This window comes from Streptomyces sioyaensis, assembly GCF_004122735.1.
In the GTDB taxonomy this organism is placed as follows: domain Bacteria; phylum Actinomycetota; class Actinomycetes; order Streptomycetales; family Streptomycetaceae; genus Streptomyces; species Streptomyces sioyaensis.
In genome coordinates, this window is record NZ_SDIF01000045.1 from 15,338 (window position 1) to 41,043 (window position 25,706).

Below are 25,706 nucleotides of genomic sequence, written 5' to 3' on the forward strand. Positions count from 1 at the left end.
CCAAGGTGTGGCGATCCCGGTCCGCAGCCGGGAAACCAATCAATTCCCTGGAGGAAAAACCCGCATGTCCAAGTTCACCGCTCTCCGTAATTCGAAGAAGTCCGCGCTGCGCAATCGCGTCGCCATTGTCGCCGCCGGTGTCGGCATGACCGCCGCACTCGGCGCCGGTATCGCCACCGCCGCCGACGCGGGTCTGCAGAACCTCACCTCGGGTGTCGGTTCGGCCGTCACCGCGCAGGCCGACGCGCAGGCCAAGTCCGCCGCGCACGCCAAGGCCGACGCGGCCAAGGCCAAGAAGAACGCGGCCAAGAAGGCCAACGCCTGGGTCAAGCCGGTCGACAAGTACACGCTGGGCGAGCCCTTCGGTATCCCCGGCAGCCACTGGGCGCACAAGCACAGCGGTCAGGACTTCGTCGTGCCGACCGGCACCGCGGTCAAGGCCGTCCACAAGGGCACCGTCGTCAAGGCCGGCCCCTGGGGTGGCGGCGACGGCCCGGCGTACGGCAACGCCATCGTGATCCAGCACGCGAACGGCACGTACACCCAGTACGCCCACCTGTCACGGATCGAGGTCCAGGTCGGCCAGCAGGTCGGCACCGGCCAGCAGATCGCCCGGTCCGGCAGCACGGGCAACTCCACCGGCCCCCACCTGCACTTCGAGGTCCGCACCGGCCCCAACTACGGGTCGGGCATCGAGCCGACCGGATTCCTGCGGGCTCACGGCGACGCCGTCTGAGCTGAGTCCGGCCGGGCTGGCCGGCGGCTCGGCGGGTTGGCCGCCGTGACCAGTTCTGTGGCGACCTCGAGGATGGCCTTGCGCTTCTCCTCGGGGTCGCCTTCCACGTGCTGCATCGCGAACATGCCCGCGTGCATGGAGAACAGCGCCGTGATGCAGCGCACCTGATCCGTCAGCTCCGACTCGGGCTCCTTCAGGAGGTCGAAGAGCGTCAGCATCCGCTCCTTGAAGCCCTCGCCGATGCTCAGGTCGCGCACCGCGGCCTGGTTCTCCTGCAGGAAGCGGAAGAACGGCCCGGCCGACCGCAGCGCCTCGCTGTAGCGGCGGATGACCTCCTGCTTGGTCTCCAGGGTGCGGGGCTGCTCCCCGGCCCAGGCGATCAGCTCGTCGATGGGCCCGGTCAGGTCCTGGAACAGGCTGATGACGAGGTCTTCCTTGGTCTTGAAGTGGTAGTACAGCGCCGCCTTCGTGACCTCCAGCTGTTCGGCGATCTCGCGCAACGAGGTCTTCTCGTAGCCCCGTTCGGAGAACAGCTCCAGAGCGACGTCCTGAATGCGCTGGCGGGTGTTCCCCCTGCGCCCTTGTGTGCTCATCGTGTTCTCCTGCGTCGTCGGTACTGGTCAGAGGGCTGCCCCGTCGGGCCGGAGAGAAACTTACTTGACGCCCGGCAAGTTGGCCCCTACCTTCAACACCGTACTGAACTAGCCGGGCGGCAAGTAAGTGGGAGTGGGTAATGGGGAAGTCGCAGTCTGCGACCCCGACGGGGGACGGACGAATAGCGGCCTCGGCGGCCAGATCGGACGCCGGGCCGGGCACGGGGGAGAAGCAGCCCTCCGGCGTACGGGTGGTGCTCTTCGCGCTGATGATCGCGATGCTGCTCGCGATGCTGGACAACATGATCGTCGGCACCGCGATGCCGACGATCGTCGGTGAACTGGGCGGGATGGACCACCTGTCCTGGGTGGTCACCGCGTACACGCTCGCGACCGCGGCCTCGACGCCGATCTGGGGCAAGCTCGGCGACATGTACGGGCGCAAGGGCGTCTTCCTGTCGTCCATCGTGCTCTTCCTGATCGGCTCCGCGCTGTCCGGCATGGCGCAGGACATGGGGCAGCTGATCGGCTTCCGCGCGGTGCAGGGTCTGGGCGCGGGCGGGCTGATGGTCGGCGTCATGGCGATCATCGGCGATCTGATTCCGCCGCGGGAGCGCGGCAAGTACCAGGGCATGATGGCCGGGGTCATGGCCGTCGCGATGATCGGCGGACCGCTGGTCGGCGGCAGCATCACCGACCACCTCGGCTGGCGCTGGAGCTTCTACATCAACCTGCCGCTCGGTGCGATCGCGCTGGTCATGGTGACCGCGGTGCTGCATCTGCCGAAGAAGCGCTCGCAGACCCGGATCGACTACGCCGGTGCCGCGCTGCTCACCCTGGGCATCACCTCGCTGGTGCTGATCACCACCTGGGGCGGCACCGAGTACGACTGGCTGTCCGGCCAGATCATCGGCCTCGGGGTGCTCGGCCTCGTGGCGCTCGCCCTCTTCGTGCTGGTGGAGCGCAAGGTCAGCGAGCCGGTGCTGCCGCTGCACATCTTCCGTAACGGCAACTTCTCGCTGGTCACCCTGATCGGCTTCCTGGTCGGCTTCGTGATGTTCGGGGCGATGACGTTCCTGCCGCTCTTCCAGCAGACGGTGCAGGGCGCCTCGGCCACCAACTCCGGTCTGCTGCTGCTGCCGATGCTGCTCGCGATGATGGCGGTGTCGCTGTTCGCCGGGCGGGTGACCACCAAGACCGGCAAGTACAAGATCTTCGTCGTGGTCGGCGGTGGGCTGATCACCGCGGGCCTGGCCCTGCTGTCCCTGATGGACACCGGCACCACCCCCTTCACCTCCGGTGTCTACATGGCGGTGCTCGGCGCCGGTATGGGCTTCCTGATGCAGACCACGATGCTGATCGCGCAGAACAGCGTGGAGATGAAGGACATGGGCGTCGGCTCGTCCTCGGCGACCCTCTTCCGCACGATCGGCGGCTCCTTCGGCGTTGCGATCTTCGGTGCGATCTTCACCCACCAGGTGCAGGCCACGATGGTCGAGCGGATCGGCGCGGCCGGTGCGAAGGTCACCGGCGGCGGGGCCCAGATGGACCCGAAGGGCCTGGCCAAGCTCCCGCCGATGATCAAGGACGCCTACGACCACGCGGTGGCCGCCGGCACCCACCACGTCTTCCTGTGGGGCGCGGCGATCAGCATCGTCGGCTTCGCCGCGGCCTGGTTCCTCAAGGAGGTTCCGCTGCGCGGCGCCCCGACCCCAGCTGCCGAGAGCCCGGAGGGTGGGGACGCTCCGGTGGACCGGGTGGCGATGGCGGAGACCGTCTGACCCGGCCCCCGTTCTCGGCCCGCGGCGGCCCCGGCACCGAGGTGCCGGGGCCGCCGTGCTGTGTCCGGGCGGAACCGGGCGGTGCGGGAGCGGGCCGGCCGGCCGCCGCAGATCACCGGGACGACCGGCGTCGCCGCCCTGTCAGCGGTCGGGAAGCCGGATGACTCAGCGGTCCGGAAGCTGTATGACGGGGAAGCTGCCCGTATTGGTGGGGGCGTTCTCCGGGAGCCAGAGGACGGAGACGGCGCCGGTCGAGCCGTCGGTGAGTTCATCGGCGTTGCGGAAGGTGAGGCGGGCGCCCAGGACGCGGGCCTGGCCGGCCGCGATGGTCAGGCCCAGGCCGTGGCCGCGGCCGGCCCGGTCGCTGCTGCCGGTGCGGAAGCGGCTCGGGCCCTCCCGCAGCAGCGCCTCGGGAAAGCCCGCACCGTGGTCGCGGACCCGCAGGACCCGGCCCTCGACGGTGACCTCGATCGGCGGCCGGCCGTGCCGGGCGGCGTTGGCGATGAGATTGCCCAGGATCCGCTCCAGGCGGCGCGGGTCGGTGGTGACCTCGGCCTCCCGGGCGACCTCGACGCCGATGCCGGGGTCGAGGGCGTGCACCCGGCGGGTGACGAACTCGCCGAGCACGACGTCCTGGAGCTCGGCGCGCTCGGCATGGCCGTCCAGCCGGGCCACTTCCAGGACGTCCTCGACGAGGGTGCGCAGCGCCTGCGCCCGGTCGCGGACCAGCTCGGAGGGGCGGCCGGGCGGCAGCAGTTCGGCGGCGGTGAGCAGCCCGGTGACCGGGGTGCGCAGTTCGTGTGCGATATCGGCGGTGACCCGCCGCTCGGCCTCGATGCGCTCCTGGAGGGCGTCCGACATGGCGTCCACGGCCCAGGCGAGATCGTCGGTCTCGTCGCGCACCCGCCCGCTGCCGACCTCGTCGCGGATGCGGACCGAGGTGTCGCCGTCGGCGAGCTTGCCGGCGGCCGCGGCGGCCTTGCGCAGCCGCTGGGAGAGCCGCCCGCCGACCAGTACGCCCAGTGCGCAGCCGCCGACCACCACCGCGGTCGAGCCGATGACCAGCGCCTGGTCCAGGTCGTCCAGGACGGCGAAGCGGTCGGGGAAGTGGTCGTGGACGGAGAGCACCCGGCCGTTGCTGAGCGGCGAGGCGGCCCACACCTCCGGGGCGGTCTGCCCGGTGTCCTGGAGGTAGGTGGCGCGCTTGTTCTTGGCGACCTCGTCCCGCAGCGGCTCCGGCAGCTCCGGATCGTTGATCTTGGCGCCGTACAGCAGCCGGTTGGTCGACTGGAAGACCCGCTGGATGAAGTCGAGCCGCTCGATCTGCACATCGCGGCTGTTGTCGAGCATGGAGTGCCGGGCGGCGTTGTGCACGACAAGGCTCAGCGCGACCGCGACCAGGGCTCCGACGAGCGCGATCGCGGCGCTGAGCTTCCATCTCAGCCCCGTCCGCAGGGCCAGCCTGACCACCGGAGGTGTCAGCCTCTCAGCTTGTATCCGAAGCCGCGGACCGTCTCGATCCGGTCCTGGCCGATCTTGCCGCGCAGCCGCTGGACATGGACGTCCACGACGCGGGTGTCGCCACCCCAGCCGTAGTCCCAGACCCGCTCCAGCAGCCGGTCGCGCGAGAGGACCGTACCCGGTGCGTGGGAGAACTCCAGCAGCAGCCGCATCTCGGTCGGCGTCAGCGCGACGTTCTCGCCGCCCTTGCGCACCTCCATGCCCTCGGTGTCCACCTCCAGATCACCGAAGCGCAGCAGCGTCTCGGCGGGGTCCGCCGCCTCCGCCCGGACGGCGGCGGCGCCGTCCGGACCGCTGGCGTGACCGAAGCGGCGCAGCACGGCGCGGATCCGGGCGACCAGCACCGCGCCGTCGAACGGCTTGGTGACGTAGTCGTCGGCGCCGGCCTCCAGGCCGAGCACCACATCGATGGAGTCGGCGCGCGCCGACAGCATGATCACGGGGACCGTCGACTCATCGCGGATCCGCCGGCACAGGCTGACGCCGTCCAGTCCTGGCACCATCACATCGAGCAGCGCGATGTCGGGGCGGTTGGCGCGGAACGCCTCCAGGCCCGCGAGCCCGTCGGGCATCGCGGTGACCACGAAGCCGTCCCGCTCCAGCGCGAGCTGGGTGGCTTCGCGGATGACGTCGTCGTCCTCGACGAAGAGCACATGAGTCTCGGCCATGCCGTTGTCTCAACCCTCCGATGCCGTGCCGTCGTCCGGCGTGGCCTTGTTGTAGTCCGTGTGAGAGCTGGTGTGCTGGATGAAGTGGCCGCCTTTCCAGCGGTAACTGATCACGTCCTCGCCGGAGGGGCAGCACAGCTTGTCGCGGGCGGCGTAGGTCTGCCGGGAGACCTCCAGCTCGCCCTTGTTGATGCCGGCGTACACCGACGGCTCTTCATTTCCGTACACCTCGTCGTACCCGCCCTGCGCGCCACTGCGCTTGCGGTAGACGTACGAGCCGATGCCGACGGAGTCCGCGCAGGTCATGACGTTGACGATGATATCGGGGGAGGAGTTGCCGGTCAGGGAGGCGTAGGTCACCTCGACCGGGTACGCGTCGGCGGCGCACGGCTTGTAGAGGGTCTTCTTCACATACGCGCCGACCTTCGGGTCGCCCCGCAGCAGCTGGACCGCGTTGACCTTCTGGCCACGGGGGGTCGAGGTCGGGGTGGGGGTGGTGTTCACCGCACCCTTGGGGGCGGGGGTGGGGCCGGCCGATCCCTCGCTGCGCACGCCCTCGCCCCCCGGATTGCATCCGGCCAGCAAAAGGCCGACGGCGGCCACTCCTGCCGTGGCCGCGCCGCCTCTGGTCAACCCGATCCTGGTCAACCTGTTCCTGGACAATCCGCTCCCGCTCACCGTGCTGCTCGCACAGCTGCCGTTTCCGATGCTGTTTCTGTTGTGATTGTCGCGCGTCGGACTGTGAGCCGTAAGGCGCCTGTCGATGTGTCTGCTTTGTCGGATAAAGACGCGATTTTGGGTGTGTGTGGCGCCGTGCGGTGGGACCCGGGCCGTGCGCCGCCGGTCAGGCCGCGCACCGCTCCTGCTCCCGCCCCCGCTCGCCGCGCTCCAGCATCCGGGCATCGATGTCACGCATCTGGAGCTCCTGGCGCAGCCGGGCGAGCGCACGGTGCAGGGTGCTCTTCACGGTACCCGTGGACATGCCGAGCGCCGCCGCGGTCTCCTCCGTGCTCATCTGCTCCCAGTGCCGCAGCACGACGACGCTGCGCTGCTTGGGGGCCAGCACCCCGAGGATGTCCATCAGCAGGGCGCGGTCGGCGCGCTGCTCGGTGCCGTCGTCCACGCTCGCGTCCGGGAGCTGCTCGGTGGGCACCTCCTCCAGCTTGCGCGCCCGCCACCACTCGGTCCGCGTGTTGATCATGACGCGGCGGAGGTAGGCGTCGGCCAGTGACTTGTCCGCGATGCCGTCCCAGCGGCCGTAGGTGCGGACGAGTGCCGTCTGCAGGAGGTCCTGGGCGTCGACCGGGTCGGGCACCAGGCGACGGGCGCTCCGCAGCAGTGCCTCCTGCCGCGTCCGCACGTACTCTTCGAAGTCCAGTACCTTGCCGCCGCTGGTCGCCATCTCGACGCCTCCGATCCGCTTTCGATTCCCCACGTTGGCTGTGCTGGCGGTCATCTCCAGCACGAGGGAGACGCTACGGAGGGGGTGTTGCGGCGTAGTGTGCGTCGGCCCCACAGGGAGTGCACGGAAAACCCTCGGTTGTGTAACAGCCCGCGAGGGGTCATCCCTCGGACGGACGGCGGGTCTCCGGACGTCATACTCCGGGGGGAGAAGCGCCCCCGCCGAAAGATCTATGAGGGGTGACGGGGCGGCAATCGCGGTGTGTGAGGGGCGTCTTCGCGTCGCCTCACGGAGCTTTTCGGTCATTGTGCACCGAAAGGTGTTACGGGGTCGGCGAAACCACGGGCGCGGCCACCGAAGCGGCCGCGCCCCTCTGTATGCGGGAGTGGTGACCCGCGCGCTACGTCAGCGGCAGCCGGTAGCGGCCACCGCCGAGCGGCTCCACCAGACCGTCCGAGACCAGGCCGTCCAGCGCGCGGGCCCGCTGCACCGGCTCGTCCCACACCGCGTCCAGCACCTGCTGCGGCACCGGTGCGACCGCCTCGCGCAGCACGGCGAGCAGTTTGCCGCGCACCTGCCGGTCGGTACCGGCGTACGTCTGGATGCGCCGCGGCGGACCGTCGTGCACCGGGGACCCGGCCTGCCGCCAGGCGCACCGCGCGGCGATCGGGCAGCGGCCGCACTCCGGTGAGCGCGCCGTGCACAGCAGCGCGCCCAGCTCCATCGTGGCCGCCGCCCAGCGCGCCGCCAGCTTCTCGTCGTCGGGCAGCAGCGCCCGGGCGAGCTTGCGCTCCGCGGCGGTGGTGGCGTTCGGCGGGAACTGGCGGCCGGCCACCGCGCGGGCGAACACCCGGCGCACATTGGTGTCCAGCACCGCGTGCCGCTGCCCGTACGCGAAGGAGGCGACCGCCGCGGCGGTGTACTCGCCGACGCCGGGCAGCGCCAGCAGCTGGGCGTGCTCGCGTGGCACATCGCCGCCGTGCCGCTCCTGTATCGCGGAGGCGGCGGCGTGCAGGCGCAGGGCGCGGCGCGGATAGCCGAGGCGGCCCCAGGCGCGCACCGCTTCGCCGGGCGCCTCGGCGGCCAGGTCGGCGGGGCGCGGCCAGCGGGCCAGCCACTGCTCGTAGACCGGCAGCACTCTGCTGACCGGGGTCTGCTGGAGCATGAACTCGCTCACCATCACGCCCCAGGCGCCCGCCTCGGGGCGGCGCCAGGGCAGATCGCGGGCGTGCTCGTCGAACCAGTCGGTGACCGGGCCGTGCAGCGCGGTCCCGTCGGCGGCTCCCGCGGCCGCGTCGGCGGCGGGGGCGGTCTCGGCGGCGGCGGTCGTGGCAGTGGAGGTGACAGGCGTCGAAGTCATGGCACTGCCGATCCTGGCACGTCCGGGGGCGCCCGGGGAACGCGCCGGGCCCGCCCCGCCGCGCGCCCACCCGCACGCAGGACGGCCGGGGGCGCACGGGTGGCGGTTACCGGCGGTATGCGCTAGCCGGTGCGGCGCCCGGGGCGGGGGCCCGCCGCGCGCCGGCCGGCCGCGGCGGGCGAGGATGCGGTCATGGCGGAAAAGACCGGTACGGAAGACGGAAACGGTACGGGCGGGTCGGCCTGCCCGGAGGCGATCCGGCGGGCGCTCGCCGCGCACACGACGATGACGCTGGCGTATACGGACGAGGACGGGCCGCAGGCCTGCGCGGTGCTCTATGCGACCGGCCCGGAGGGCGGCGCGGCGGCCGGCGCCGCCGTCCCGGGGCCCGCGCTCTACTTCGTCACCGCGGCCACCACGCGGCACGGCCGGGCGCTGGCCGGGCCCGGCGCCCGGGCCGCGTTCACGGCGCAGCGGGACGGCCAGGAGTGGAGCGGGCTGACCGGGCTCCAGGGCCGGGGGCGCTGCCGCATCCTGACCGGCGCCGACCGGGCCGCCGCCTGGCGGGTCTACCTCGCGCGCTTCCCCTTCGTCGCCGGGAGCGAACGGCTGCGCGGCGCCCTGGAGCGGACCTCGCTGTGGGAGCTGCGCCCCGACTGGCTGCGGCTGATCGACAACGGCCAGGGCTTCGGGCACAAGGAGGAGTGGTCGCGGGGGTGAGGGCGGGTGAGGTCGCAGGGGCCCCTCGACGGCGGTGCGGCCGGGGCGGAACAGCCGTCGGCCGCACGGTCATCAGGCCCCTTCGGGAGGGAAACGCGGCCGGGGTGGCGTCTCCGGGCCGATGATGCGAAAAGTTGCGCCGGATACGGCGGGTACTGGCCGGTGCGGCTGCCGATCTCTCGTAGAGTTTCCGCGTGGGATCACTGCGCAATCCGATCGGGCCGCTTCCCTCCTCCATCTACTGGCGGCGGAGGGCCGTTGCGCTGGCCATCGTCGTCCTGCTCGCCCTTCTGGTGGTGTGGGCCCTCAACTTGGGCGGGGGCGGCGGCAAGAGCGGCGATGAGGGCAAGGACTCGCGCGGCCAGGGACCCGCGACGTCCATCACGCCCGGCCCCTCCGGCAGCGGTCCGGCGATCGGCGAAAAGCCCGGCGGACGCGGGGAGTCGGGCAGCGGCGGCGGATCCGGCTCCGGGGACGGCGCCGGCTCGGCGGGCGGTGACGGCGACTCCTCCGGTGGCGGTGCCGACTCCGGCGGCCCCGGTGGCGGGCCGATCGGCCAGGGCTCCGGCAAGAATGCCGTCGTGGCCGGTTCCTCCCTCCCGAACTGCGTCTCCGGCAAGGCCGAGTTGGTCCTGCGCAGCGTCAAGAGCTCGTACGCGCCGGGCGCGAAGCCGGAGTTCGAGCTGACGGTCAAGAACTCCGCCGGTGCGGCCTGCAAGGTGGATCTCGGGCAGAAGGCCGCGGTGCTCACGATCACCGACAGCGCGGGCGACGACCGGGTCTGGGCCTCGAACGACTGCCCGTCGGGCACCGCCCCCGCGCTGCTGAAGGTGCCGGCCAAGGGCGCGGTACAGCGCACCGTCGTGTGGGACCGCCGGGCCAGCGGTCCGCAGTGTGCGACGCCGAGTTCGGCCCTGGTGCCCGCCGGCAAGTACCGGATCCAGGCCGACGTCCCGGGGCTGGAGACGGCCCGTACGTCCTTCGAGCTGGCCAAGAGCTGAGCGCCCTGCGGAACGGTGTGACGGGCGGGCTTCCGGAATGATCCGGAAGCCCGCTCTCTGTTTGTTTCGCCCGTGGTGATTCCGCCGAGAGCGTGCGCCGCTGGTCCAGGGCGCCGCCGTCCGGCACAGTCGCAGGCATGAAGCTACTGATGCTGGGCGGTACGGAGTTCGTCGGCCGGGCGGTCACCGAGGCGGCGCTGGCGCGGGGTTGGCAGGTGACGGTCTTCCACCGCGGGAACCACGCCCCGCCCCAGGGGGTGACGGCCCTGCACGGCGACCGCGCGGACGCGGCCGGGCTCGCGGCCCTGGAGCAGGGCACATGGGACGCCGTCGTCGACACCTGGAGCCGTGCCCCGGCGGCGGTACGGGACGCGGCGCGGCTGCTCGCCGGGCGGGCCGGGCGCTACGCCTATGTCTCCAGCCGGTCGGTGTACGCGTATCCGGCCCCGTACGGGCTCGACGAGGACGGGCCGCTGGTCGCCGGATCCGCCGGCGCCACGACGTGTGACGACTATGCGGCGGCCAAGCGGGGCGGCGAACTGGCCGCGACCGAGGTGTTCGGGGACCGGGCGCTGCTGGTCCGCGCGGGCCTGATCCTCGGGCCGTACGAGAACATCGGGCGGCTGCCGTGGTGGCTGGGCCGGATCGCCCGCGGCGGCCCGGTCCTCGCGCCGGGGCCGCGGGAGTCGGGGCTGCAGTACATCGACGTCCGCGATCTCGCGGAGTGGACCGTCGGCGCCCTGGAGTCCGGGCTCGGCGGGCCGTACAACCTGCTGAGCGAGCCCGCGCACGCCACCATGGGTGAGCTGCTGGAGAGCTGTGTGCGGGTCACCGGCGCGGACGCGGAGCTGCGCTGGACCGCTCCGGAGGACATCCTGGCCGCCGGTATCGAGCCCTGGACCGAAATGCCGGCCTGGCTGCCGCCCGGTGAAGCGCGGGACGCGTTCTTCGGCGCCGATGTGTCCAGGGCCCTGGCGACCGGGCTGCGCTGCCGGCCCGTGGGTGAAACGGTCGCCGACACCTGGGACTGGCTGCGGTCCCTCGGCGGCACGGCGCCCCGGCGCCCGGACCGGCCGGTGCTCGGCCTGGCCCCGGAGAAGGAGGCGGCGGCGCTGGGGTAGCGGGCGCGGCCGGAACCCCTCGCCGCAGGGACGGCGCGAGGCCGCGGCTCGTCGCGGCGGGGGGACCGAAGCCGGCCGGGGCCTGTCCGATGGGGCAGGTCCTAGACGTACCGCTCCAGGATCGACGACTCCGCCAGCCGCGACAGGCCCTCGCGGACCGAGCGGGCGCGGGCCTCGCCGACGCCGTCCACCGTCTGGAGATCGTCGACGCTGGCCGCGAGCAGCTTCTGCAGCCCGCCGAAGTGGTCGACGAGGCGCTCGATGACCGTGCCGGGCAGGCGGGGGACCTTCGCCAACAGGCGGAAGCCGCGCGGCGAGACCGCGGAGTCCAGGGTCTCGGGCGAGCCGCTGTAGCCCAGTGCGCGGGCCACGGTGGGGAGTTCGAGCAGCTCGGTGTGGCTGAGCCCGTCCAACTCGGCGAGCGCCTCGGTGACCGTGCGGGAGCGCTTGGCGGTCGGCTCGGGGACGTAGTCGCGCACGACCAGCTCCCGCTCCGGCTCCACGCCGGCGATCAACTCCTCCAGCTGGAGGGCGAGCAGCCGGCCGTCCGTGCCGAGCTCGACGACGTACTCGGCGATCTCGGTGGCGATCCGGCGGACCATCTCCAGGCGCTGGGCGACCGCGGAGACATCGCGGACCGTGACCAAGTCCTCGATCTCCAGGGCGGAGAGGGTGCCGGCGACCTCGTCCAGCCGGAGCTTGTAGCGCTCCAGGGTCGCCAGCGCCTGGTTGGCGCGGGAGAGGATCGCGGCGGACTCCTCCAGCACGCGGCGTTCGCCGTCGACGTAGAGGGCGATCAGCCGCATGGACTGGCTGACCGAGACGACCGGGAAGCCGGCCTGGATCGAGACCCGCTGGGCGGTGCGGTGGCGGGTGCCGGTCTCCTCCGTCGGGATGGAGGCGTCCGGGACGAGCTGGACGCCGGCCCGCAGAATCTTGGTGATGTCCTTGTCGAGGACCAGCGCACCGTCGAGCTTGCACAGCTCGCGCAGGCGGGTGGCCGTGAACTCCACGTCCAGCACGAAGCCGCCGGTACACATGGACTCGACGGTCTTGTCGAAGCCCAGGACGATCAGTCCGCCCGTATTGCCGCGGAGGATGCGCTCCAGTCCGTCGCGCAGGGCTCTACCGGGCGCGACGGCGCTCAGCGAGGCGCGCATCAGGCTCTCGGTGCCGGAACTGCCACCGGCCCTGCCGGGAGTCGATGCCCGGTCGTTGGCTGCCACTGCACTCCTCCGTCGCAAGGTCTGTCGGTCCGCAGGCCGCCCGGCCCATGCTGTGGTTGACGTACCAGCGGAGCGTACGCGGCCGACAGGCAATTCTGCGGTGACGGGCGAGACCAGGGCAAAGTCTACCGGCGTGCGCCCTCTTCCTGTGGGGCCTCCCGGCGGACCCGCTTGGGCAGGACACTCAGCGCCTCTCCGACGTCGGCGACCTCCAGCACCCGCATGCCGTCGGGGATCTTGCCGGGGTCGGCGGGGACCAGGGCGTGGGTGAAGCCGAGCCGGGCCGCCTCCGACAGCCGGCGCTGGACGCCGGTGACCCTTCTGACCTCGCCCGCGAGCCCGACCTCGCCGATGGCGACGAGGTTCTTCGGCAGCGGGGTGTCACTGGCGGCGCTGGCCAGGGCGAGGGCCACGGCGAGGTCCGCGGCGGGCTCGGTCAGCTTCACCCCGCCGACCGTCGCGCTGTAGATGTCGCGCTTGCCCAGGGCGCTGATCCGGCCGCGCTGCTCCAGGACGGCGAGCATCATCGAGACCCGGGAGGTCTCCAGGCCGGAGGTCGTACGGCGGGGGGAAGGGATCTGGGAGTCGACGGTCAGCGCCTGGACCTCGGCGACCAGCGGGCGGCGGCCCTCCAGGGTCACCGTCAGGCAGGTGCCGGGCACCGCCTCGGCACGGCGGGTCAGGAACAGGCCCGAGGGGTCGGCGAGGCCGGTGATCCCCTCGTCGTGCAGCTCGAAGCAGCCGACCTCGTCGGTGGTGCCGTAGCGGTTCTTGACGCCGCGGACCAGGCGGAGGCGGGCATGCCGGTCGCCCTCGAAGTGCAGGACGACATCGACGAGGTGCTCCAGCAGGCGCGGGCCGGCGATGGCGCCGTCCTTGGTGACGTGGCCCACCAGGAGGGTCGACATGCCGCGTTCCTTGGAGGCGCGGATCAGGGCGCCGGCCACCTCGCGGACCTGGGCCATGCCGCCGGGCGCCCCGTCGATCTCGGGGGAGGCGACGGTCTGCACCGAGTCCAGGACCAGCAGCGACGGCTTGACCGTGTCCAGATGACCGAGCACCGCCGACAGATCGGTTTCGGCCGCCAGGTACAGATGGTCGTCGAGGGCGCCGATGCGGTCGGCGCGCAGCCGCACCTGGCTCGCGGACTCCTCGCCCGTGACATACAGCGTGCGGTGCGCGTCGGAGGCGGCCTTGGCGGCGACGTCCAGCAGGAGGGTGGACTTGCCGACGCCGGGCTCGCCGGCCAGCAGCACCACGGCGCCCGGGACCAGGCCGCCCCCCAGGACGCGGTCCAGCTCGTCCACGCCCGTGGAGCGGGCGGTGGCCTGCCGGCCGTCGACCTCTCCGATGGGCAGGGCGGCCGTGGTGACCCGGCCGGGCGCGGTCGTGCGCACCGCCGGGGCGCCGCCGAACTCCTCGACCGTGCCCCATGCCTGGCACTCGGGGCAGCGGCCGAGCCACTTCGCGGTGGTCCAGCCGCATTCGGTACAGCGGTAGGAGGGACGCTCCTTGCCCGACGATTTACGCGTTGCCATGGGCTCACCGTAACGGCGGGGTCCGACAACGCGTTCCCCGAGCGGGCGCCGAAGCGGGGGCCGGCGCCGCCGGTGGCACCGGAGAGTGGTCTCCGCGGAGTCCGCCAGCCGCGGAATGGCTGATTCGTGTCCTCTTTTGAGGGATCTGGTCACCCGTAAGGGTTAAAAGTGGCCAACGCGAGCAAGCCGGGCTGCATCATCCGCCTACCGTCGCCGGGGTGATGAGCAGGCCCGAGCACCCCACGCACTCCACCGGCGCACACCGGTCGCGCGGCGACGCGCGGCGCCGGAGCCGGCCGCAGCCCTCCCCGCGGCCCGCCCCGGACACCCCGGACACCCCGGACACCCGTGACGGCTACGAGCCCTTCCTGGACGGGCTGTTCACCTACTGCCTCTCCGTGCTGTGCGCACACGACGCGGCGACCGCGGTGCTCGGTGAGGTGCTCGCGCTCGCCGACCGGCACCTCCACCGGCGCCCCGCCGACCCGGCACTGCACCGCTGTTGGCTCTACGCCCTGGCCCGCTGGGCCTGTCTGCGCCGGCTCGCCGAACGGACCGGGCCGGGCGGCCGGAAGCCGGACACCGAGCGCGCCACCGCGGCCCCGGACGCCGAAGCCGCCCGCGACGCCGAGCGCCGGCAGCGTGAACTCGCCGCGCTGGCCTGGCCGGAGGCCGCCGGCACCACCCCCGAGCAGCGGGAGGCGCTGGAGCTCTCGGTGCGCCATCAGCTCTCGGCCGAGGAGGTCGCCGCGGTGCTCGGGGCCGATCCGGTCGCCACCCGCGCGCTGCTGGCCACCGCGTCCTGCGAGGTCGAACGGACCCGCGCGGCGCTGGCCGTTGTGGAGTCCGGCCGCTGCCGTGAGGTCGCGCAACTGGCCGGCGACACCCAGGTACTGCTGGGTCCGGCGCTCAGCCGGGAGCTGGTGCGCCACGTCGACCACTGCGCGGTGTGCCGGCGCACCGCCGAGCGGGCCGCCGCGCCCGGGGCGTGGCCCGGCACCGCGCCGGTGGACCGGGGCACGCTGCCGCTGGTCCCCGCGCCCCGGGAGGCCGTCGCGGGTGCGCTGGCGGCGGTCCGGCACGCCACGTCGGGCCGGGCGAAGGGGAGGGGCGGTGCGGGACGTGGCGGCCGGGCGGGTGGGGCAAACGGTTCTCCTCGCTATGACCGCAGCGGATTCCCCGTCGGCCCGCCGCCGGACCGGGTGGCCCGCCGGCGCAGGCTGCGCAGCCGCGCGCTGACCACCACCGTGGTCGCCACGGTCGTCGCGGCGCCGGTGCTGGCCCTGTGGGCGGCGTACCACGGCACGCCGGCCACCGACGAGGCCGCGGACGACTCACCCGCCGTGACCGCCAGCGAATCCCACACCGGGGAGCGGATGGGCGGCCGCCCGTACGAGAACGCCGGCAACGCCAGGACGACGCCCGGGCCCGGCTTCACCACGGGCGACGGGGCGCACGATGTGTCCGTCGAGGTGATCAGCGCGAACGGCACCCCGGAGCGGACGGGCGGGCCGCACGGCCGGCCGGAGTCGGCGGCCCGGCTGGCGGTCGCCGCGCAGCCCAGCGGCCGGACCACGGTGATCACGCTCAGCGCCTCGGGCGCCCACCCCGTGCGCTGGCACGCCGCGGCGGGCGCGGCCTGGCTCCAGATGAGCCATACGGCGGGCACGCTGCGGCCGGGGCAGTCCACCACGATCACGGTCTACATCGACCACGACCGGGAGCCCGCGGGCCACTGGCGGGCCCGGATCGCCATCGAGCCCGGCGGCACCGCCGTCACGATGAAGGGCTACGGCGCGACCGGCCCCGCTCCCGGGCCGCAGCGGACCAGGCCCGCGCACCCGAGGCCGACGCCGCCGACCACGACGCCGACGCCCACGCCGACCCCGCCGGCTCCGACGTCCACGCCCCCGTCCGGGACGCCGACACCCTCGCCGACCAAGCCCGCGCCGGGCTCCACGCCGTCGAACACCACCCACCCCGCCCGCTGAGCGCACCCGGCGGCCCGCCGGGTCCCGCGGCGGACCCGGCGCGCGCTCACTGCTGCCGCTGCGGCTTCGGGTCCGCCGGGTGCGGCGCCATCGGCAGCGTCGCCGCCAGCCGCTCCTCGCACAGCTCGACGAGCTTGGCGTAGCCCTCCTTGCCCATCAGCTCGGTCAGCTCCGGCCGGTACGAGACGTACACCGGGTCGCCGGCGCCGTGCGCCGAGGTCGCCGAGGTGCACCACCAGTGCAGGTCGTGGCCGCCGGGGCCCCAGCCGCGCCGGTCGTACTCCCCGATCGTCACCTGGAGGACCCGGGTGTCGTCCGGCCGGTCGATCCAGTCGTAGGTCCGCCGGACCGGCAGCTGCCAGCAGACGTCCGGCTTGGTCTCCAGGGGCTCGCGGCCCTCGCGCAACGCGAGGATGTGCAGCGAGCAGCCCGCGCCGGCCGGGAAGCCGGGGCGGTTCTGGAAGATGCAGGAGCCCTGCCAGCGGCGGGTCTGCCGGTCGCCGTCCTCGTCCTCCTCGACCCAGCCGGTCGTGCTGCCCACGTCGTGGTGCTGCCACAGGTCGGGCGTGAGTCGTGCCACATGCTGCGCGACCCGCTCCTCGTCCTCCTCGTCCGAGAAGTGCGCCCCGAGCGTGCAGCAGCCGTCGTCCGCCCGGCCGGCCTGGATGCCCTGGCAGCCGCTGCCGAAGATGCAGGTCCAGCGGGAGGTCAGCCAGGTCAGGTCGCAGCGGAAGATTTGCTCGTCGTCGGCCGGGTCGGGGAAGGTGACCCAGGCGCGGGCGAAGTCGAGGCCGACCTCGTCGGCCGCCGCCCCGCCCGGGGTCCGCGCCTCCTCGGCCGCCTGAGCGCGCCGCTTTTCTTCCTTCTTCAGCGCTTTTTCGTGCTTCGCCTTTTTCGTCTTTGCCACGAGTCCAGCGTAAGGCGAGCGGCGACGGGCACCGCGCCGACAGCACTGCCCACCGGGGGCAGTAGGTTTCCCCGTATGAGACTCGGTGTCCTCGACGTGGGTTCGAATACGGTCCATCTGCTGGTGGTGGACGCACACCCGGGCGCGCGCCCGCTGCCCGCCTATTCGCACAAGGCGGAGCTGCGCCTTGCCGAACTCCTCGACGAGCGCGGCGCGATAAGCGAGGACGGGGTGGAGCGGCTGGTGGCCACCGTGCTGGAGGCGCTCCAGGTGGCCGAGGACAAGGGCGTCGAGAGCGTGCTGCCCTTCGCCACCTCCGCGGTCCGCGAGGCCACCAACGGCGACGAGGTGCTGCGCCGGGTCGCCGCGGAGACCGCGGTCGAGCTCCAGGTGCTCGCCGGCGAGGACGAGGCGCGGCTCACCTTCCTCGCCGCCCGCCGCTGGCTGGGCTGGTCCGCGGGCCGGCTGCTGGTGCTGGACATCGGCGGCGGCTCGCTGGAGATCGCCTACGGCCTCGACGAGGACCCGGACGTGGCGGTGTCGCTGCCGCTGGGCGCCGGCCGGCTGACCGCGGGCGACCTGCCCGGCGACCCGCCGGACACCGAGGACGTGCGGACGCTGCGCCGCCGGGTGCGCGCCGAGATCGCCAAGGTGGTGAGCGAATTCACCCGCTTCGGCACTCCCGACCGGGTCGTCGGCACGTCCAAGACCTTCCGGCAGCTGGCCCGGATCGCGGGCGCCGCGCGCTCCGCCGAGGGGCTGTACGTCCAGCGGGAGCTCACCCGCAAGAAGCTGGAGGAGTGGGTGCCGCGGCTGGGCTCGATGTCCGCGCAGGAGCGGGTCGCGCTGCCCGGCGTGTCCGAGGGCCGCTCGCGGCAGCTGCTGGCCGGGGCGCTGGTGGCCGAGGCGGCGATGGACCTGTTCGGGGTCGAGACGCTGGAGATCTGCCCGTGGGCGCTGCGCGAGGGCGTCATTCTGCGGCGGCTGGACCACCTGCCGTAGGGGCGCCCGCCCCGGCGGCGGGCCGCGGCTGTCCGGACCTCCTGCCCCGCGCGCAGCCCCGGCCCGTACGCTGTCCCTCGTGACAGAGCCAGTGGTGCGCATCCCGGATGCGAAGGTCGCGCTGTCCACGGCCTCGGTGTATCCGGAGTCGACGGCGACGGCCTTCGAGATCGCCGCCCGCCTCGGCTACGACGGCGTCGAGGTCATGGTGTGGACCGACCCGGTCAGCCAGGACATCGACGCGCTGCGCCGGCTCTCGGACTACCACGGCGTCCCGGTGCTGGCCGTGCACGCGCCGTGTCTGCTGATCACCCAGCGGGTCTGGTCCACGGACCCGTGGGTCAAGCTCCAGCGCGCCCGCAGCGCCGCGGAGCGGCTGGGCGCCTCGACGGTGGTCGTTCATCCGCCGTTCCGCTGGCAGCGCACCTATGCCCGGGAATTCGTCCGCGGGGTCTGGCGGATGGAGCACGAGACGGACGTGAAGTTCGCCGTCGAGAACATGTACCCGTGGCGCTACCGGGACCGCGAGATGCTGGCGTACGCCCCGGACTGGGACCCCACCAACGACGACTACCGGCACTTCACGGTCGACCTCTCGCACACCGCCACCGCCCGCAACGACGCGGTGGAGATGGTGCGGCGGATGGGCGACCGGCTGGCGCATGTGCACCTCGCCGACGGCAACGGCTCCGCCAAGGACGAGCATCTGGTGCCGGGCCGCGGCAGCCAGCCCTGCGCCCAGGTGCTGGAGCGGCTGGCGGCCACCGGCTTCGACGGCCATGTGGTCGTCGAGGTCAACACCCGCCGGGCGATGTCCGCCGCCGAGCGCGAGGCGGACCTGGCCGAGGCGCTGGCCTTCACCCGCCTCCACCTCGCCTCGCCGAACCGGGTCCCGGGCTCGTGAGCGGCAGCGGGAACGGGCCGGACGACGCGTCCTCGGAGCCCGGTACGCCGCCGCCGGCCCGCCGCCGGGGCCGCCCCGCCCGGGCCGCCGCCGAGGCCGGTCCCGGCGCCCGGGAGCGGATCCTGGCCGCGGCACGTACGGAGTTCGCCGCGCGCGGCTACGACAAGACCTCGATGCGCCGGATCGCCAAGGCGGCCGGGGTGGACTCGGCGCTGGTGCACCACTACTTCGGCACCAAGGAGCAGGTCTTCGCGGCCGCCATCGAGCTGACCTTCGCCCCCGCGCTGACCATGCCGGACGCCCTCGCGGGCGGCGGCGCGGACGTGGGCGAGCGGATGGCCCGCTTCATGTTCGGCGTCTGGGAGAACCCGGTCAGCCGGCAGCCGCTGCTGGCGATCCTGCGCTCCGCGCTGACCAACGACACCGCGGCGGCCGTGCTGCGCGGGCTGATCGAGCGCCGGATGCTCCAGCGGGTGGCCGGCGAACTGCACGTACCCGACCCGGAGTTCCGGGCGCAGCTGGCCGCCTCCCACCTCATCGGGATCGCGATGCTGCGCTATGTGATCAAGATGGACCCGGTCGCCTCCGCGGACACGGAAGAGATCATCGCCATGGTCGCCCCGGCCCTCCAGCGCTATCTGACGCAGCCCTGACAGCCTCGGGGGAGGCCCGCTCGGGCGCACCCGAAACGCCCCTGACCTGCGCGAACGCCCCCACTCTGCACTGTCCGCAGTCCGGGCAGCCGTCTCACATAGCGGAGAGGCTGTCCAGATCTTGGATCAAGGGCGTAATCTCGACGGGAGCCCATATATATGACGCCACCCGCCACCCGGCAGGTCCGGATACCGGCGCCGGCGGTCGTACGGACGTAATCCCGAGGGAGTGACCATCGTGCCCGATCTGAGGTCCCGCACCGTTACCCATGGCCGCAACATGGCCGGCGCCCGAGCCCTTATGCAGGCCTCCGGGGTAGCGCGCGAGGACTTCGGCAAGCCGATCGTCGCGGTCGCCAACAGCTTCACCGAGTTCGTGCCGGGCCACACCCACCTCCAGCCGGTCGGCCGGATCGTCTCCGAGGCGATCCACGCGGCGGGCGGCATCGCGCGCGAGTTCAACACCATCGCGGTCGACGACGGCATCGCCATGGGCCACGGCGGCATGCTCTACAGCCTGCCGTCGCGCGACCTGATCGCCGACTCCGTCGAGTACATGGTCGAGGCGCACTGCGCGGACGCGCTGATCTGCATCTCCAACTGCGACAAGATCACCCCGGGCATGCTGATGGCCGCGATGCGGCTCAACATCCCGACCGTCTTCGTCTCCGGCGGCCCGATGGAGTCCGGCAAGACGACCCTGGTCGACGGCACCGTCCGCACCCTCGACCTGGTCGACGCGATCTCGGACGCCGTCAACGACAAGATCTCGGACGAGGACATCCTCCGCATCGAGGAGAACGCCTGCCCGACCTGCGGTTCCTGTTCCGGCATGTTCACCGCCAACTCGATGAACTGCCTGACCGAGGCGATCGGCCTCTCGCTGCCCGGCAACGGCTCCGTCCTCGCCACGCACACCGCCCGCAAGGCGCTGTACGAGAACGCCGGCCGGACCGTCGTCGAGATCACCAAGCGCCACTACGAGCAGGACGACCACACCGTCCTGCCGCGCAACATCGGCTCCCGCGCCGCCTTCGAGAACGCCATGGCCCTGGACATCGCCATGGGCGGCTCGACGAACACGATCCTGCATCTGCTCGCCGCGGCCCAGGAAGCCGGACTCAGCTTCGACCTGGAGGACATCAACGCGGTCTCGCGCCGGGTGCCCTGCCTGGCGAAGGTCGCACCGAACGTCGCGCCGGGCGGCACGTACTACATGGAGGACGTGCACCGGGCCGGCGGCATCCCCGCCATCCTCGGCGAGCTCTACCGCGCCGGACTCCTCAACGAGGACGTGCACACCGTGCACAGCGCCTCCATCGAGGACTGGCTCAAGACCTGGGACGTGCGCGGCGGTTCGCCCTCCGACGTGGCCGTCGAGCTGTGGCACGCGGCCCCCGGCTGCAAGCGCTCGGCGACCGCCTTCTCCCAGTCCGAGCGCTGGGACAGCCTCGACGTGGACGCCGAGGGCGGCTGCATCCGCGACCTGGCGCACGCCTACTCCGCCGACGGCGGCCTGGCGGTCCTCAAGGGCAATCTGGCCGAGGACGGCTGCGTCGTGAAGACCGCCGGCGTCGACGAGTCCATCTGGACCTTCGAGGGCCCGGCCGTGGTCTGCGAGTCGCAGGAGGAGGCCGTCGACAAGATCCTCAAGAAGCAGGTCAAGGAGGGCGACGTCGTCGTCATCCGCTACGAGGGCCCCAAGGGCGGCCCCGGCATGCAGGAGATGCTCTACCCGACGTCCTTCCTCAAGGGCCGCGGCCTGGGCAAGGCCTGCGCCCTGGTCACCGACGGCCGCTTCTCCGGCGGCACGTCCGGCCTGTCCATCGGCCACGCCTCCCCCGAGGCGGCGTCCGGCGGCACCATCGCCCTCGTCGAGGACGGCGACCGCATCCGCATCGACATCCCGAACCGCTCGATCGAACTCCTGGTGAACGAGGAGGAGCTGACCGCCCGCCGCGAGGCTCTCGGCGGCGTCTACGCCCCCAAGCACCGCGAACGCAAGGTCTCCCAGGCCCTGCGCGCCTACGCGGCCATGGCCACCAGCGCCGACAAGGGCGCGGTGCGCGATGTGAGCAAGCTGGGCTGAGGCGGCCCGGCAGGTCAGCGGTACGGCAAACGGCCCCCGTCGCGGGCGAGCGACGGGGGCCGGTCTTTGGGCCGGTCCCGTGGGACCGGGCGCGTCAGGCGCTGGGTACGGGCAGTGTCCCACCCTTGACGGCGGTGACGAAGGATGACCAGGCCGTGGCGTCGAATATCAGCGCCGGGCGCGCGGGGTCCTTGCTGTCGCGGACGGGGACGAGGGCGGGGAAGTTGTCTGCGACCTCGATGCAGGCGCCGCCGTCCTGATTGCTGTACGTGCTCTTGCGCCAGGTCACGGTGCTCAGGTCGATGGATCGCACGGCACATCCTCCAGCATCTGCATGATGAACTTCCGTGATTCGGCCGGGGAAAGGGCTAAGTCACGGACCAGATCGTAGCTGAGCTGAAGTCGTTCGGCTGCTGCCGTTTCCTCGACGAGTTCGCCCGAATAACCGGTTTCCACCCACGCCACGGTGTGGCCGTCTGGCAGGCGTAAGAACATCGTGTCGGTGTTCGTCAGAGCGTGGAGCCCAGCCTCCTGCCGCAAGACCTGGACCATGACGTTCGGCCGTTCGCCCATGTCTACCAGGTGCTCAAGCTGCTTCCGCCACTCCTCGGTGTCCTCCAATGGCGTGCGCAACACGGCCTCAGAAAGGATGGTGCGGAATCGTGGCGCACCGTCGCCCTCCAGCAACTCGCGGCGTCCTATCCGCGCTTCGACCTGTCGCGACAACTCGTCGCCGCTGCTACCGCCCGCCGCGAGCAAGTCACGCGCATAGCCTGGCGTCTGGAGCAGCCCATGGACGGTGCTCACGCCGTAGTGCCAAAGGCTCAACGCCTCCGCCTCCAGCGTCATATATCGCCGGTAGCGCTCCTTGAACTGCGTGGGATCAACGGCCGCCAACTCCCAGAGCGTCAGCAGGAGATCCTTCGTTCCGTAGTGCTGGTCCAGCGCCTGCGCGACCTCCGGGCTGCCCAGGGTCTGGCCGCTCTCCATCTTGCCGAAGAGTGACGAGTCCCAGCCCAGCACGTCGCCGAGCTGCCGCAGGCTGTCGCCCTTTTGCGCGCGCAGTAATCGCAGCTCTTCCACGAAACGCTGGCGTGGCTCCTGGCTGCGACCGGTGACGGCTCGTCTCGGCGGCATGGCGACCTCCTCCATGGAAGGTGTGGAACTAACGGTGCGTGGTCGCGAAATTCATCCCGCAAGAGGGGTTCGCGCCCTTTTCCGGGGCCATTCTCGTAAGGGCCGGAACACACACAGTAGTTGCGCTCCGGTCCTCAGGCAGGAAAACGGCAGACGGGAGCGGGCACTGATGACGACGGAATGGCGGGCTGCGGCCGATGCGATGACCGAGGCCGAAGTGGCCTGCGCGGAGCTGGCCGCCGTGCTCAAGCGGACCGGCATCGTGCTGCCGTCGCTGACGGTCGATCCGGTGACGTATGGCTATGAACCGCCGTGTGTACTGGTCGAGTTGGGGCGCTGCAACGTGGCGACGACGCGCAAGCTCATCGCGGTGCTGGAGAGGGCGGCCCGGTGAGCGGGGGTGTTCCGTACGTCTCCCCGGCGTGTCATGTCGGCAGGCATCCGGGGTGCACCACGGGTGCCCCGGGGGGTGAGACCACGGCGGCTGTCCCAGGGGTGCGGCGTGAGGCCTGCGTCTGTCCCTGCCATGCGGGCGGCGAGCGGGCCCCCGGCCGTCACCAGCCCGCCGGGTCTCCGGCCGCCGCCGAGAAGACGCTGCCGTCCGGCGCCGCCGCGTAGATGCGGCCGCGCCGGCCGTCCACCAGTGGGGCCGGCAGGCTTTCCACGTATCCGTTGTGGCGGCCGTTCATCCGGGGCGGCGTCTGGCCCAGTAGTTCGCCGGAGCGGGTGTCGATGGCGAGCAGCCGTCCGTCCGCCGCGGTGAAATACAGCCGGCCGCCGCTCACCACCGGGGCCGAGCCCCGGCTGACCGACGTCTCGGTGTCCCAGGTCCGTTCGCCGACGGCTTGCAGCGCGCCGCCCTCGGCCAGGAGATACACCGACTCGCCGTGCACTACGGCGGACGCCCCGTCCAGCGGTGCGGTCAGCTTGAGGCGCCGCGTGTGCCCGGTGGCCGGGTCGTAACGGAGGACGGCGGTGGCGCGGTACGTGAACGTCGGGTCGGTGACGGTCAGATAGAGCGCTCCGGACGTACCGGGCCCGGCCACGGTGAGCAGGCCGGGCAGCCGGCGTGACCAGCGGACGCTGCCGTGGGCCGGGTTGATGGCGGTGACCTGGGTGCCGGTGCCGTCGGGGGTGTTCTCGGCCGCGTAGGCGGTGTGCGGGTCGCCGAACGCGGTGAAGGCGGGCAGTGCGTGGCCCGGGAAGTGCTTGTGCCAGAGCTGCCGGTGGGTCGCGCTGTCGAGTGCGGTGACCGTGCCGTCGGCCGCCGTCAGCAGCACCTGGTCCCCGACGATCCGGGCTCCGCCCTCGTACCCCGAGACGTCCTTGCTCCAGCGGGTGGCGCCCTTGCCGTCGGCCGACGGGTCCAGCGCCATCAGCCGCTTGGCGTCGGCGGAGAAGACGTACAGCAGGCCGCCGGAGAGTGCCGGCGGGGTCGGTGAGGCGGTGGTTTTGAGGGAGTTCTTGCCGGTGGTGGCGTCGTCCTTCCGCCGCCAGGCCACCTGGCCGGTGCCCGGGTCGAGCCGGGCGGCCAGTGTGCCGGCCCGGCCGCAGAAGACGGCGCCGGAGCCGGTGGTGCAGAAGGGCAGCTCGGCGGCGTAGCCCTTGGGACGCTTGGTGAGCGTGGTGTGCCACGGGCGGAAGTGGGCCTGGTCGGCGTGCGACGGGTGGACCTGCAGCGCGGGGTCCTGGCCGTCGCCCGCCGGGGCCAGCGCCCGGATGCCGGCGAACGTACCGGCTCCGGTGACGACCAGGGCGAGGGCGGCCCACAGAGGCCAGCGGCGGGCGCGGAGGAGGGCGGTGCGTGCGGGGCGGCGTGCGACAGGGTCGGGCGGTACGGGGGCGCGGACATGCGTCGTCTCGGCGCGCGGGGGCGTGGCACTGCTCCGTACCGGCTGCGGCTGTCCCGGTATCGGTGCGTCCGGCGGCGCGCTTCCGGAGGCCTCGCCGGGAAGCTGTGCACCCACGGACTCCGCGGCGGGCCGTGCGCCGTCCTCCGCCGCAGCCGTCCGCAGCAGTTCCATCAGCGCGTCCGGCGTCGGGCGGTCCGCCGGGTCCTTCGCCAGGCAGCTCTCGATCAGCGGCGCCAACTCCTCGGGCACGCCCGCCAGATCGGCCTCGTCGTGCACCACCTGATACGCGACGAGATACGGGCTCTCCGAGTCGAACGGCCCCCGCCCGGTCGCGGCGTGCACCAGCACCGAACCCAGCGCGAAGACGTCCGCGGCGGGCCCCACCTCGCGCGGCCGCTGGAACTGCTCCGGCGCCATGAACGGCGGCGTGCCGATCAATTTGCCGGTCTCGGTGCGCATTTCGCTGTCGGACGGACGCGAGATTCCGAAATCGATGACTTTCGGCCCATCTGCGGCCAGCAGCACATTTCCCGGCTTGAGATCGCGGTGTACGACCCCGGCGCGATGGATGTCGCGCAGCGCCTCGGCGAGCCCCGCGGCCAGCTGCCGCACCTGACCGGGCACCATCGGGCCATTCCGTTTCACATGGTCGGAGAGGCTCGGGCCGGGAATGTGCAGGGTCGCCATCCACGGGCGCTCGGCGTCCGGATCGGCGTCGACGACAGGTGCCGTGAAGGCCCCGCTGACCCGCCGCGCGGCCGCCACCTCCTGCCGGAACCGCCCGCGGAACTCCGGGTCCTGGGCGAATTCGGCATGGACGACCTTGACCGCCAGGGTCAGCCCGGAGGACGAGCGCGCGAGATGCACGACGCCCATTCCGCCGGCGCCCAGGCGCGCCTCCAGACGGTATTGCCCGGCGTATTCCGGATGCTCCGCTTCCGGGCCCAGCCCGGAATCGCGCAGCGCTGGCATGGATCCACCCCCGTGTCGTTCCCATTGCCATGCGGGTCGCAGGTGCGACGCGCGGAGCTTAGTCGATAACACGTACGAGATGAATGAAGCTTGCTAGCGTGCGCGTTGCACTACCACGGCGAGCATCGCCGCCGCAGTAAAAGGATCAGTAGCAAACGGGGGAATGAGAAATGACCACACAGGATCAGCAGAGCGCGCAGGAGCCGGCGGAAGAGCAGGCGCTCGCCGCCGCGGGAGGCCTCACCTATCCCCTCGCGCCCGGCTACCGCGTCAAGGTCCGGCAGGGCCCGAGCACCGACTCCCCGGTCGTCCGCCAGCTGGCCGAGGGAGCCCGGGTGCAGATCCGCTGCCAGCGGCACGGCCAGCGGGTGTCCGGCCCGTACGGCACCTCGGACATCTGGGACAACATCGCGCCCGGGCAGTACGTCTCCGACGCCTACGTCCACACGGGCAGCAGCGGCATGGTCGCGCCGCTCTGCACGAGCTGAGGCGCGAGGCGGGCCGTGGGCGGCGGGCCGGGTGCCGTCGGGC

25 protein-coding genes are annotated in these 25,706 nt (G+C 72.4%); 13 read left to right on the forward strand and 12 right to left on the reverse strand.

The window, feature by feature from the left end; translation table 11 throughout:
* Positions 1-64: 64 nt before the first annotated feature.
* Positions 65-736 carry a M23 family metallopeptidase gene (locus EST54_RS17305; RefSeq protein WP_129248537.1) on the forward strand — a complete coding sequence of 224 codons (672 nt, stop codon included), beginning with the start codon at positions 65-67 and terminating at the stop codon, positions 734-736.
* Here the strand turns inward: EST54_RS17305 and EST54_RS17310 are convergent.
* Positions 718-1,329 carry a TetR/AcrR family transcriptional regulator gene (locus tag EST54_RS17310; RefSeq protein ID WP_129248538.1) on the reverse strand — a complete coding sequence of 204 codons (612 nt, stop codon included), beginning with the start codon at positions 1,327-1,329 and terminating at the stop codon, positions 718-720. The two genes, EST54_RS17305 and EST54_RS17310, sit on opposite strands and share 19 nt — an antisense overlap.
* Before the next feature lie 140 nt (positions 1,330-1,469).
* Between EST54_RS17310 and EST54_RS17315 the strand changes: the two genes are divergently transcribed.
* Positions 1,470-3,110, forward strand: coding sequence for an MDR family MFS transporter (locus tag EST54_RS17315; RefSeq protein ID WP_275416064.1), 1,641 nt, complete (start codon positions 1,470-1,472; stop codon positions 3,108-3,110).
* 165 nt (positions 3,111-3,275) lie between these two features.
* Here the strand turns inward: EST54_RS17315 and cseC are convergent, their stop codons facing one another.
* The 3 genes from cseC to EST54_RS17330 are packed head-to-tail and all read right to left on the reverse strand — an operon-like array spanning position 3,276 to position 5,803.
* Positions 3,276-4,580, reverse strand: a complete 1,305-nt coding sequence (cseC, locus tag EST54_RS17320; RefSeq protein ID WP_129248539.1) for a two-component system sensor histidine kinase CseC — start codon at positions 4,578-4,580, stop codon at positions 3,276-3,278.
* 8 nt (positions 4,581-4,588) lie between these two features.
* Positions 4,589-5,299, reverse strand: coding sequence for a two-component system response regulator CseB (gene cseB / locus EST54_RS17325; RefSeq protein WP_129248540.1), 711 nt, complete (start codon positions 5,297-5,299; stop codon positions 4,589-4,591).
* A 9-nt stretch (positions 5,300-5,308) separates the two neighbouring features.
* Positions 5,309-5,803, reverse strand: a complete 495-nt coding sequence (locus tag EST54_RS17330) for an LppP/LprE family lipoprotein (protein ID WP_244942548.1) — start codon at positions 5,801-5,803, stop codon at positions 5,309-5,311.
* On the opposite strand from EST54_RS17330, the gene EST54_RS34455 reads away from it, so the two are divergent.
* Entirely contained in the window at positions 5,796-6,023 is a 228-nt protein-coding gene (locus EST54_RS34455) for a hypothetical protein (protein ID WP_162606732.1), read from the forward strand. The genes EST54_RS17330 and EST54_RS34455 overlap by 8 nt on opposite strands.
* Before the next feature lie 120 nt (positions 6,024-6,143).
* Here the strand turns inward: EST54_RS34455 and EST54_RS17335 are convergent, their stop codons facing one another.
* Both EST54_RS17335 and EST54_RS17340 read right to left on the reverse strand, forming a co-directional pair.
* The gene (locus EST54_RS17335) at positions 6,144-6,755 is read right to left on the reverse strand and encodes a SigE family RNA polymerase sigma factor (protein WP_372448232.1); all 612 of its coding nucleotides are present in this window, start codon (positions 6,753-6,755) and stop codon (positions 6,144-6,146) included.
* Positions 6,756-7,101: 346 nt separating this feature from the next.
* A complete protein-coding gene (locus EST54_RS17340) occupies positions 7,102-8,061 on the reverse strand; it encodes an HhH-GPD family protein (protein ID WP_129248541.1) in 960 nt (319 codons plus the stop codon).
* Between the two features lie 192 nt (positions 8,062-8,253).
* On the opposite strand from EST54_RS17340, the gene EST54_RS17345 reads away from it, so the two are divergent.
* The 3 genes from EST54_RS17345 to EST54_RS17360 all read left to right on the forward strand — a co-directional run bounded on the left by EST54_RS17345 (position 8,254) and on the right by EST54_RS17360 (position 10,903).
* On the forward strand, positions 8,254-8,781 hold the full coding sequence (locus EST54_RS17345) for a pyridoxamine 5'-phosphate oxidase family protein (RefSeq protein ID WP_129248542.1): 528 nt from the start codon (positions 8,254-8,256) through the stop codon (positions 8,779-8,781).
* Positions 8,782-8,975: 194 nt separating this feature from the next.
* Positions 8,976-9,782, forward strand: coding sequence for a hypothetical protein (locus EST54_RS34085; protein ID WP_154074024.1), 807 nt, complete (start codon positions 8,976-8,978; stop codon positions 9,780-9,782).
* Between the two features lie 137 nt (positions 9,783-9,919).
* Positions 9,920-10,903, forward strand: a complete 984-nt coding sequence (locus EST54_RS17360) for an NAD-dependent epimerase/dehydratase family protein (RefSeq protein ID WP_129248545.1) — start codon at positions 9,920-9,922, stop codon at positions 10,901-10,903.
* Positions 10,904-11,004: 101 nt separating this feature from the next.
* Here EST54_RS17360 and disA read toward each other — a convergent pair whose 3' ends face one another.
* Positions 11,005-12,129, reverse strand: coding sequence for a DNA integrity scanning diadenylate cyclase DisA (disA, locus tag EST54_RS17365; RefSeq protein WP_129248546.1), 1,125 nt, complete (start codon positions 12,127-12,129; stop codon positions 11,005-11,007).
* A gap of 125 nt (positions 12,130-12,254) precedes the next feature.
* A complete protein-coding gene (gene radA / locus EST54_RS17370; protein ID WP_129248547.1) occupies positions 12,255-13,667 on the reverse strand; it encodes a DNA repair protein RadA in 1,413 nt (470 codons plus the stop codon).
* 221 nt (positions 13,668-13,888) lie between these two features.
* Between radA and EST54_RS35040 the strand changes: the two genes are divergently transcribed.
* On the forward strand, positions 13,889-15,658 hold the full coding sequence (locus EST54_RS35040) for a BACON domain-containing protein (protein WP_239013141.1): 1,770 nt from the start codon (positions 13,889-13,891) through the stop codon (positions 15,656-15,658).
* 46 nt (positions 15,659-15,704) lie between these two features.
* On the opposite strand, the gene EST54_RS17380 is transcribed toward EST54_RS35040, so the two are convergent.
* Positions 15,705-16,565 (reverse strand): hypothetical protein, encoded by an 861-nt coding sequence (locus EST54_RS17380; RefSeq protein ID WP_129248549.1) that lies wholly within the window; start codon positions 16,563-16,565, stop codon positions 15,705-15,707.
* A gap of 75 nt (positions 16,566-16,640) precedes the next feature.
* Between EST54_RS17380 and EST54_RS17385 the strand changes: the two genes are divergently transcribed.
* The 4 genes from EST54_RS17385 to ilvD all read left to right on the forward strand — a co-directional run bounded on the left by EST54_RS17385 (position 16,641) and on the right by ilvD (position 21,213).
* A complete protein-coding gene (locus tag EST54_RS17385) occupies positions 16,641-17,567 on the forward strand; it encodes a Ppx/GppA phosphatase family protein (RefSeq protein WP_129248550.1) in 927 nt (308 codons plus the stop codon).
* Positions 17,568-17,646: 79 nt separating this feature from the next.
* A complete protein-coding gene (locus tag EST54_RS17390; protein ID WP_129248551.1) occupies positions 17,647-18,471 on the forward strand; it encodes a sugar phosphate isomerase/epimerase family protein in 825 nt (274 codons plus the stop codon).
* Positions 18,468-19,124: a TetR/AcrR family transcriptional regulator gene (locus EST54_RS17395; RefSeq protein ID WP_129248552.1), complete on the forward strand. Its 657-nt coding sequence runs from the start codon at positions 18,468-18,470 to the stop codon at positions 19,122-19,124. Before EST54_RS17390 ends, EST54_RS17395 begins: the two co-directional genes overlap by 4 nt.
* A 238-nt stretch (positions 19,125-19,362) precedes the next feature.
* Positions 19,363-21,213: a dihydroxy-acid dehydratase gene (gene ilvD, locus EST54_RS17400; RefSeq protein WP_129248553.1), complete on the forward strand. Its 1,851-nt coding sequence runs from the start codon at positions 19,363-19,365 to the stop codon at positions 21,211-21,213.
* Between the two features lie 94 nt (positions 21,214-21,307).
* On the opposite strand, the gene EST54_RS17405 is transcribed toward ilvD, so the two are convergent.
* Both EST54_RS17405 and EST54_RS17410 read right to left on the reverse strand, forming a co-directional pair.
* Positions 21,308-21,526 (reverse strand): DUF397 domain-containing protein, encoded by a 219-nt coding sequence (locus tag EST54_RS17405; RefSeq protein ID WP_129248554.1) that lies wholly within the window; start codon positions 21,524-21,526, stop codon positions 21,308-21,310.
* Positions 21,508-22,350 carry a helix-turn-helix domain-containing protein gene (locus EST54_RS17410; RefSeq protein ID WP_129248569.1) on the reverse strand — a complete coding sequence of 281 codons (843 nt, stop codon included), beginning with the start codon at positions 22,348-22,350 and terminating at the stop codon, positions 21,508-21,510. The genes EST54_RS17405 and EST54_RS17410 overlap by 19 nt, the downstream gene beginning before the upstream one ends.
* A 169-nt stretch (positions 22,351-22,519) precedes the next feature.
* Here EST54_RS17410 and EST54_RS17415 point away from each other — a divergent pair, with 169 nt between their 5' ends.
* Positions 22,520-22,744, forward strand: a complete 225-nt coding sequence (locus EST54_RS17415; protein WP_372448229.1) for a hypothetical protein — start codon at positions 22,520-22,522, stop codon at positions 22,742-22,744.
* Between the two features lie 160 nt (positions 22,745-22,904).
* On the opposite strand, the gene EST54_RS17420 is transcribed toward EST54_RS17415, so the two are convergent.
* Complete coding sequence (locus tag EST54_RS17420; protein WP_129248555.1) at positions 22,905-25,175, reverse strand: protein kinase domain-containing protein; 2,271 nt, start codon at positions 25,173-25,175, stop codon at positions 22,905-22,907.
* A gap of 170 nt (positions 25,176-25,345) precedes the next feature.
* Here EST54_RS17420 and EST54_RS17425 point away from each other — a divergent pair, with 170 nt between their 5' ends.
* Entirely contained in the window at positions 25,346-25,663 is a 318-nt protein-coding gene (locus EST54_RS17425) for an SH3 domain-containing protein (RefSeq protein ID WP_129248556.1), read from the forward strand.
* Positions 25,664-25,706 lie beyond the last annotated feature (43 nt).

Excerpts from the sequence above, each read along its gene's own strand:
- EST54_RS17305 (WP_129248537.1), top strand. The coding sequence starts at position 65 with ATGTCCAAGTTCACCGCTCTCCGTAATTCGAAGAAGTCCGCGCTGCGC.
- EST54_RS17310 (WP_129248538.1), bottom strand. The coding sequence starts at position 1,329 with ATGAGCACACAAGGGCGCAGGGGGAACACCCGCCAGCGCATTCAGGAC.
- EST54_RS17315 (WP_275416064.1), top strand. The coding sequence starts at position 1,470 with ATGGGGAAGTCGCAGTCTGCGACCCCGACGGGGGACGGACGAATAGCG.
- cseB (WP_129248540.1), bottom strand. The coding sequence starts at position 5,299 with ATGGCCGAGACTCATGTGCTCTTCGTCGAGGACGACGACGTCATCCGC.
- EST54_RS17335 (WP_372448232.1), bottom strand. The coding sequence starts at position 6,755 with ATGACCGCCAGCACAGCCAACGTGGGGAATCGAAAGCGGATCGGAGGC.
- EST54_RS17340 (WP_129248541.1), bottom strand. The coding sequence starts at position 8,061 with ATGACTTCGACGCCTGTCACCTCCACTGCCACGACCGCCGCCGCCGAG.
- EST54_RS17345 (WP_129248542.1), top strand. The coding sequence starts at position 8,254 with ATGGCGGAAAAGACCGGTACGGAAGACGGAAACGGTACGGGCGGGTCG.
- EST54_RS17360 (WP_129248545.1), top strand. The coding sequence starts at position 9,920 with ATGAAGCTACTGATGCTGGGCGGTACGGAGTTCGTCGGCCGGGCGGTC.
- radA (WP_129248547.1), bottom strand. The coding sequence starts at position 13,667 with ATGGCAACGCGTAAATCGTCGGGCAAGGAGCGTCCCTCCTACCGCTGT.
- EST54_RS35040 (WP_239013141.1), top strand. The coding sequence starts at position 13,889 with ATGAGCAGGCCCGAGCACCCCACGCACTCCACCGGCGCACACCGGTCG.
- EST54_RS17385 (WP_129248550.1), top strand. The coding sequence starts at position 16,641 with ATGAGACTCGGTGTCCTCGACGTGGGTTCGAATACGGTCCATCTGCTG.
- EST54_RS17410 (WP_129248569.1), bottom strand. The coding sequence starts at position 22,350 with ATGCCGCCGAGACGAGCCGTCACCGGTCGCAGCCAGGAGCCACGCCAG.
- EST54_RS17415 (WP_372448229.1), top strand. The coding sequence starts at position 22,520 with ATGACGACGGAATGGCGGGCTGCGGCCGATGCGATGACCGAGGCCGAA.
- EST54_RS17420 (WP_129248555.1), bottom strand. The coding sequence starts at position 25,175 with ATGCCAGCGCTGCGCGATTCCGGGCTGGGCCCGGAAGCGGAGCATCCG.
- EST54_RS17425 (WP_129248556.1), top strand. The coding sequence starts at position 25,346 with ATGACCACACAGGATCAGCAGAGCGCGCAGGAGCCGGCGGAAGAGCAG.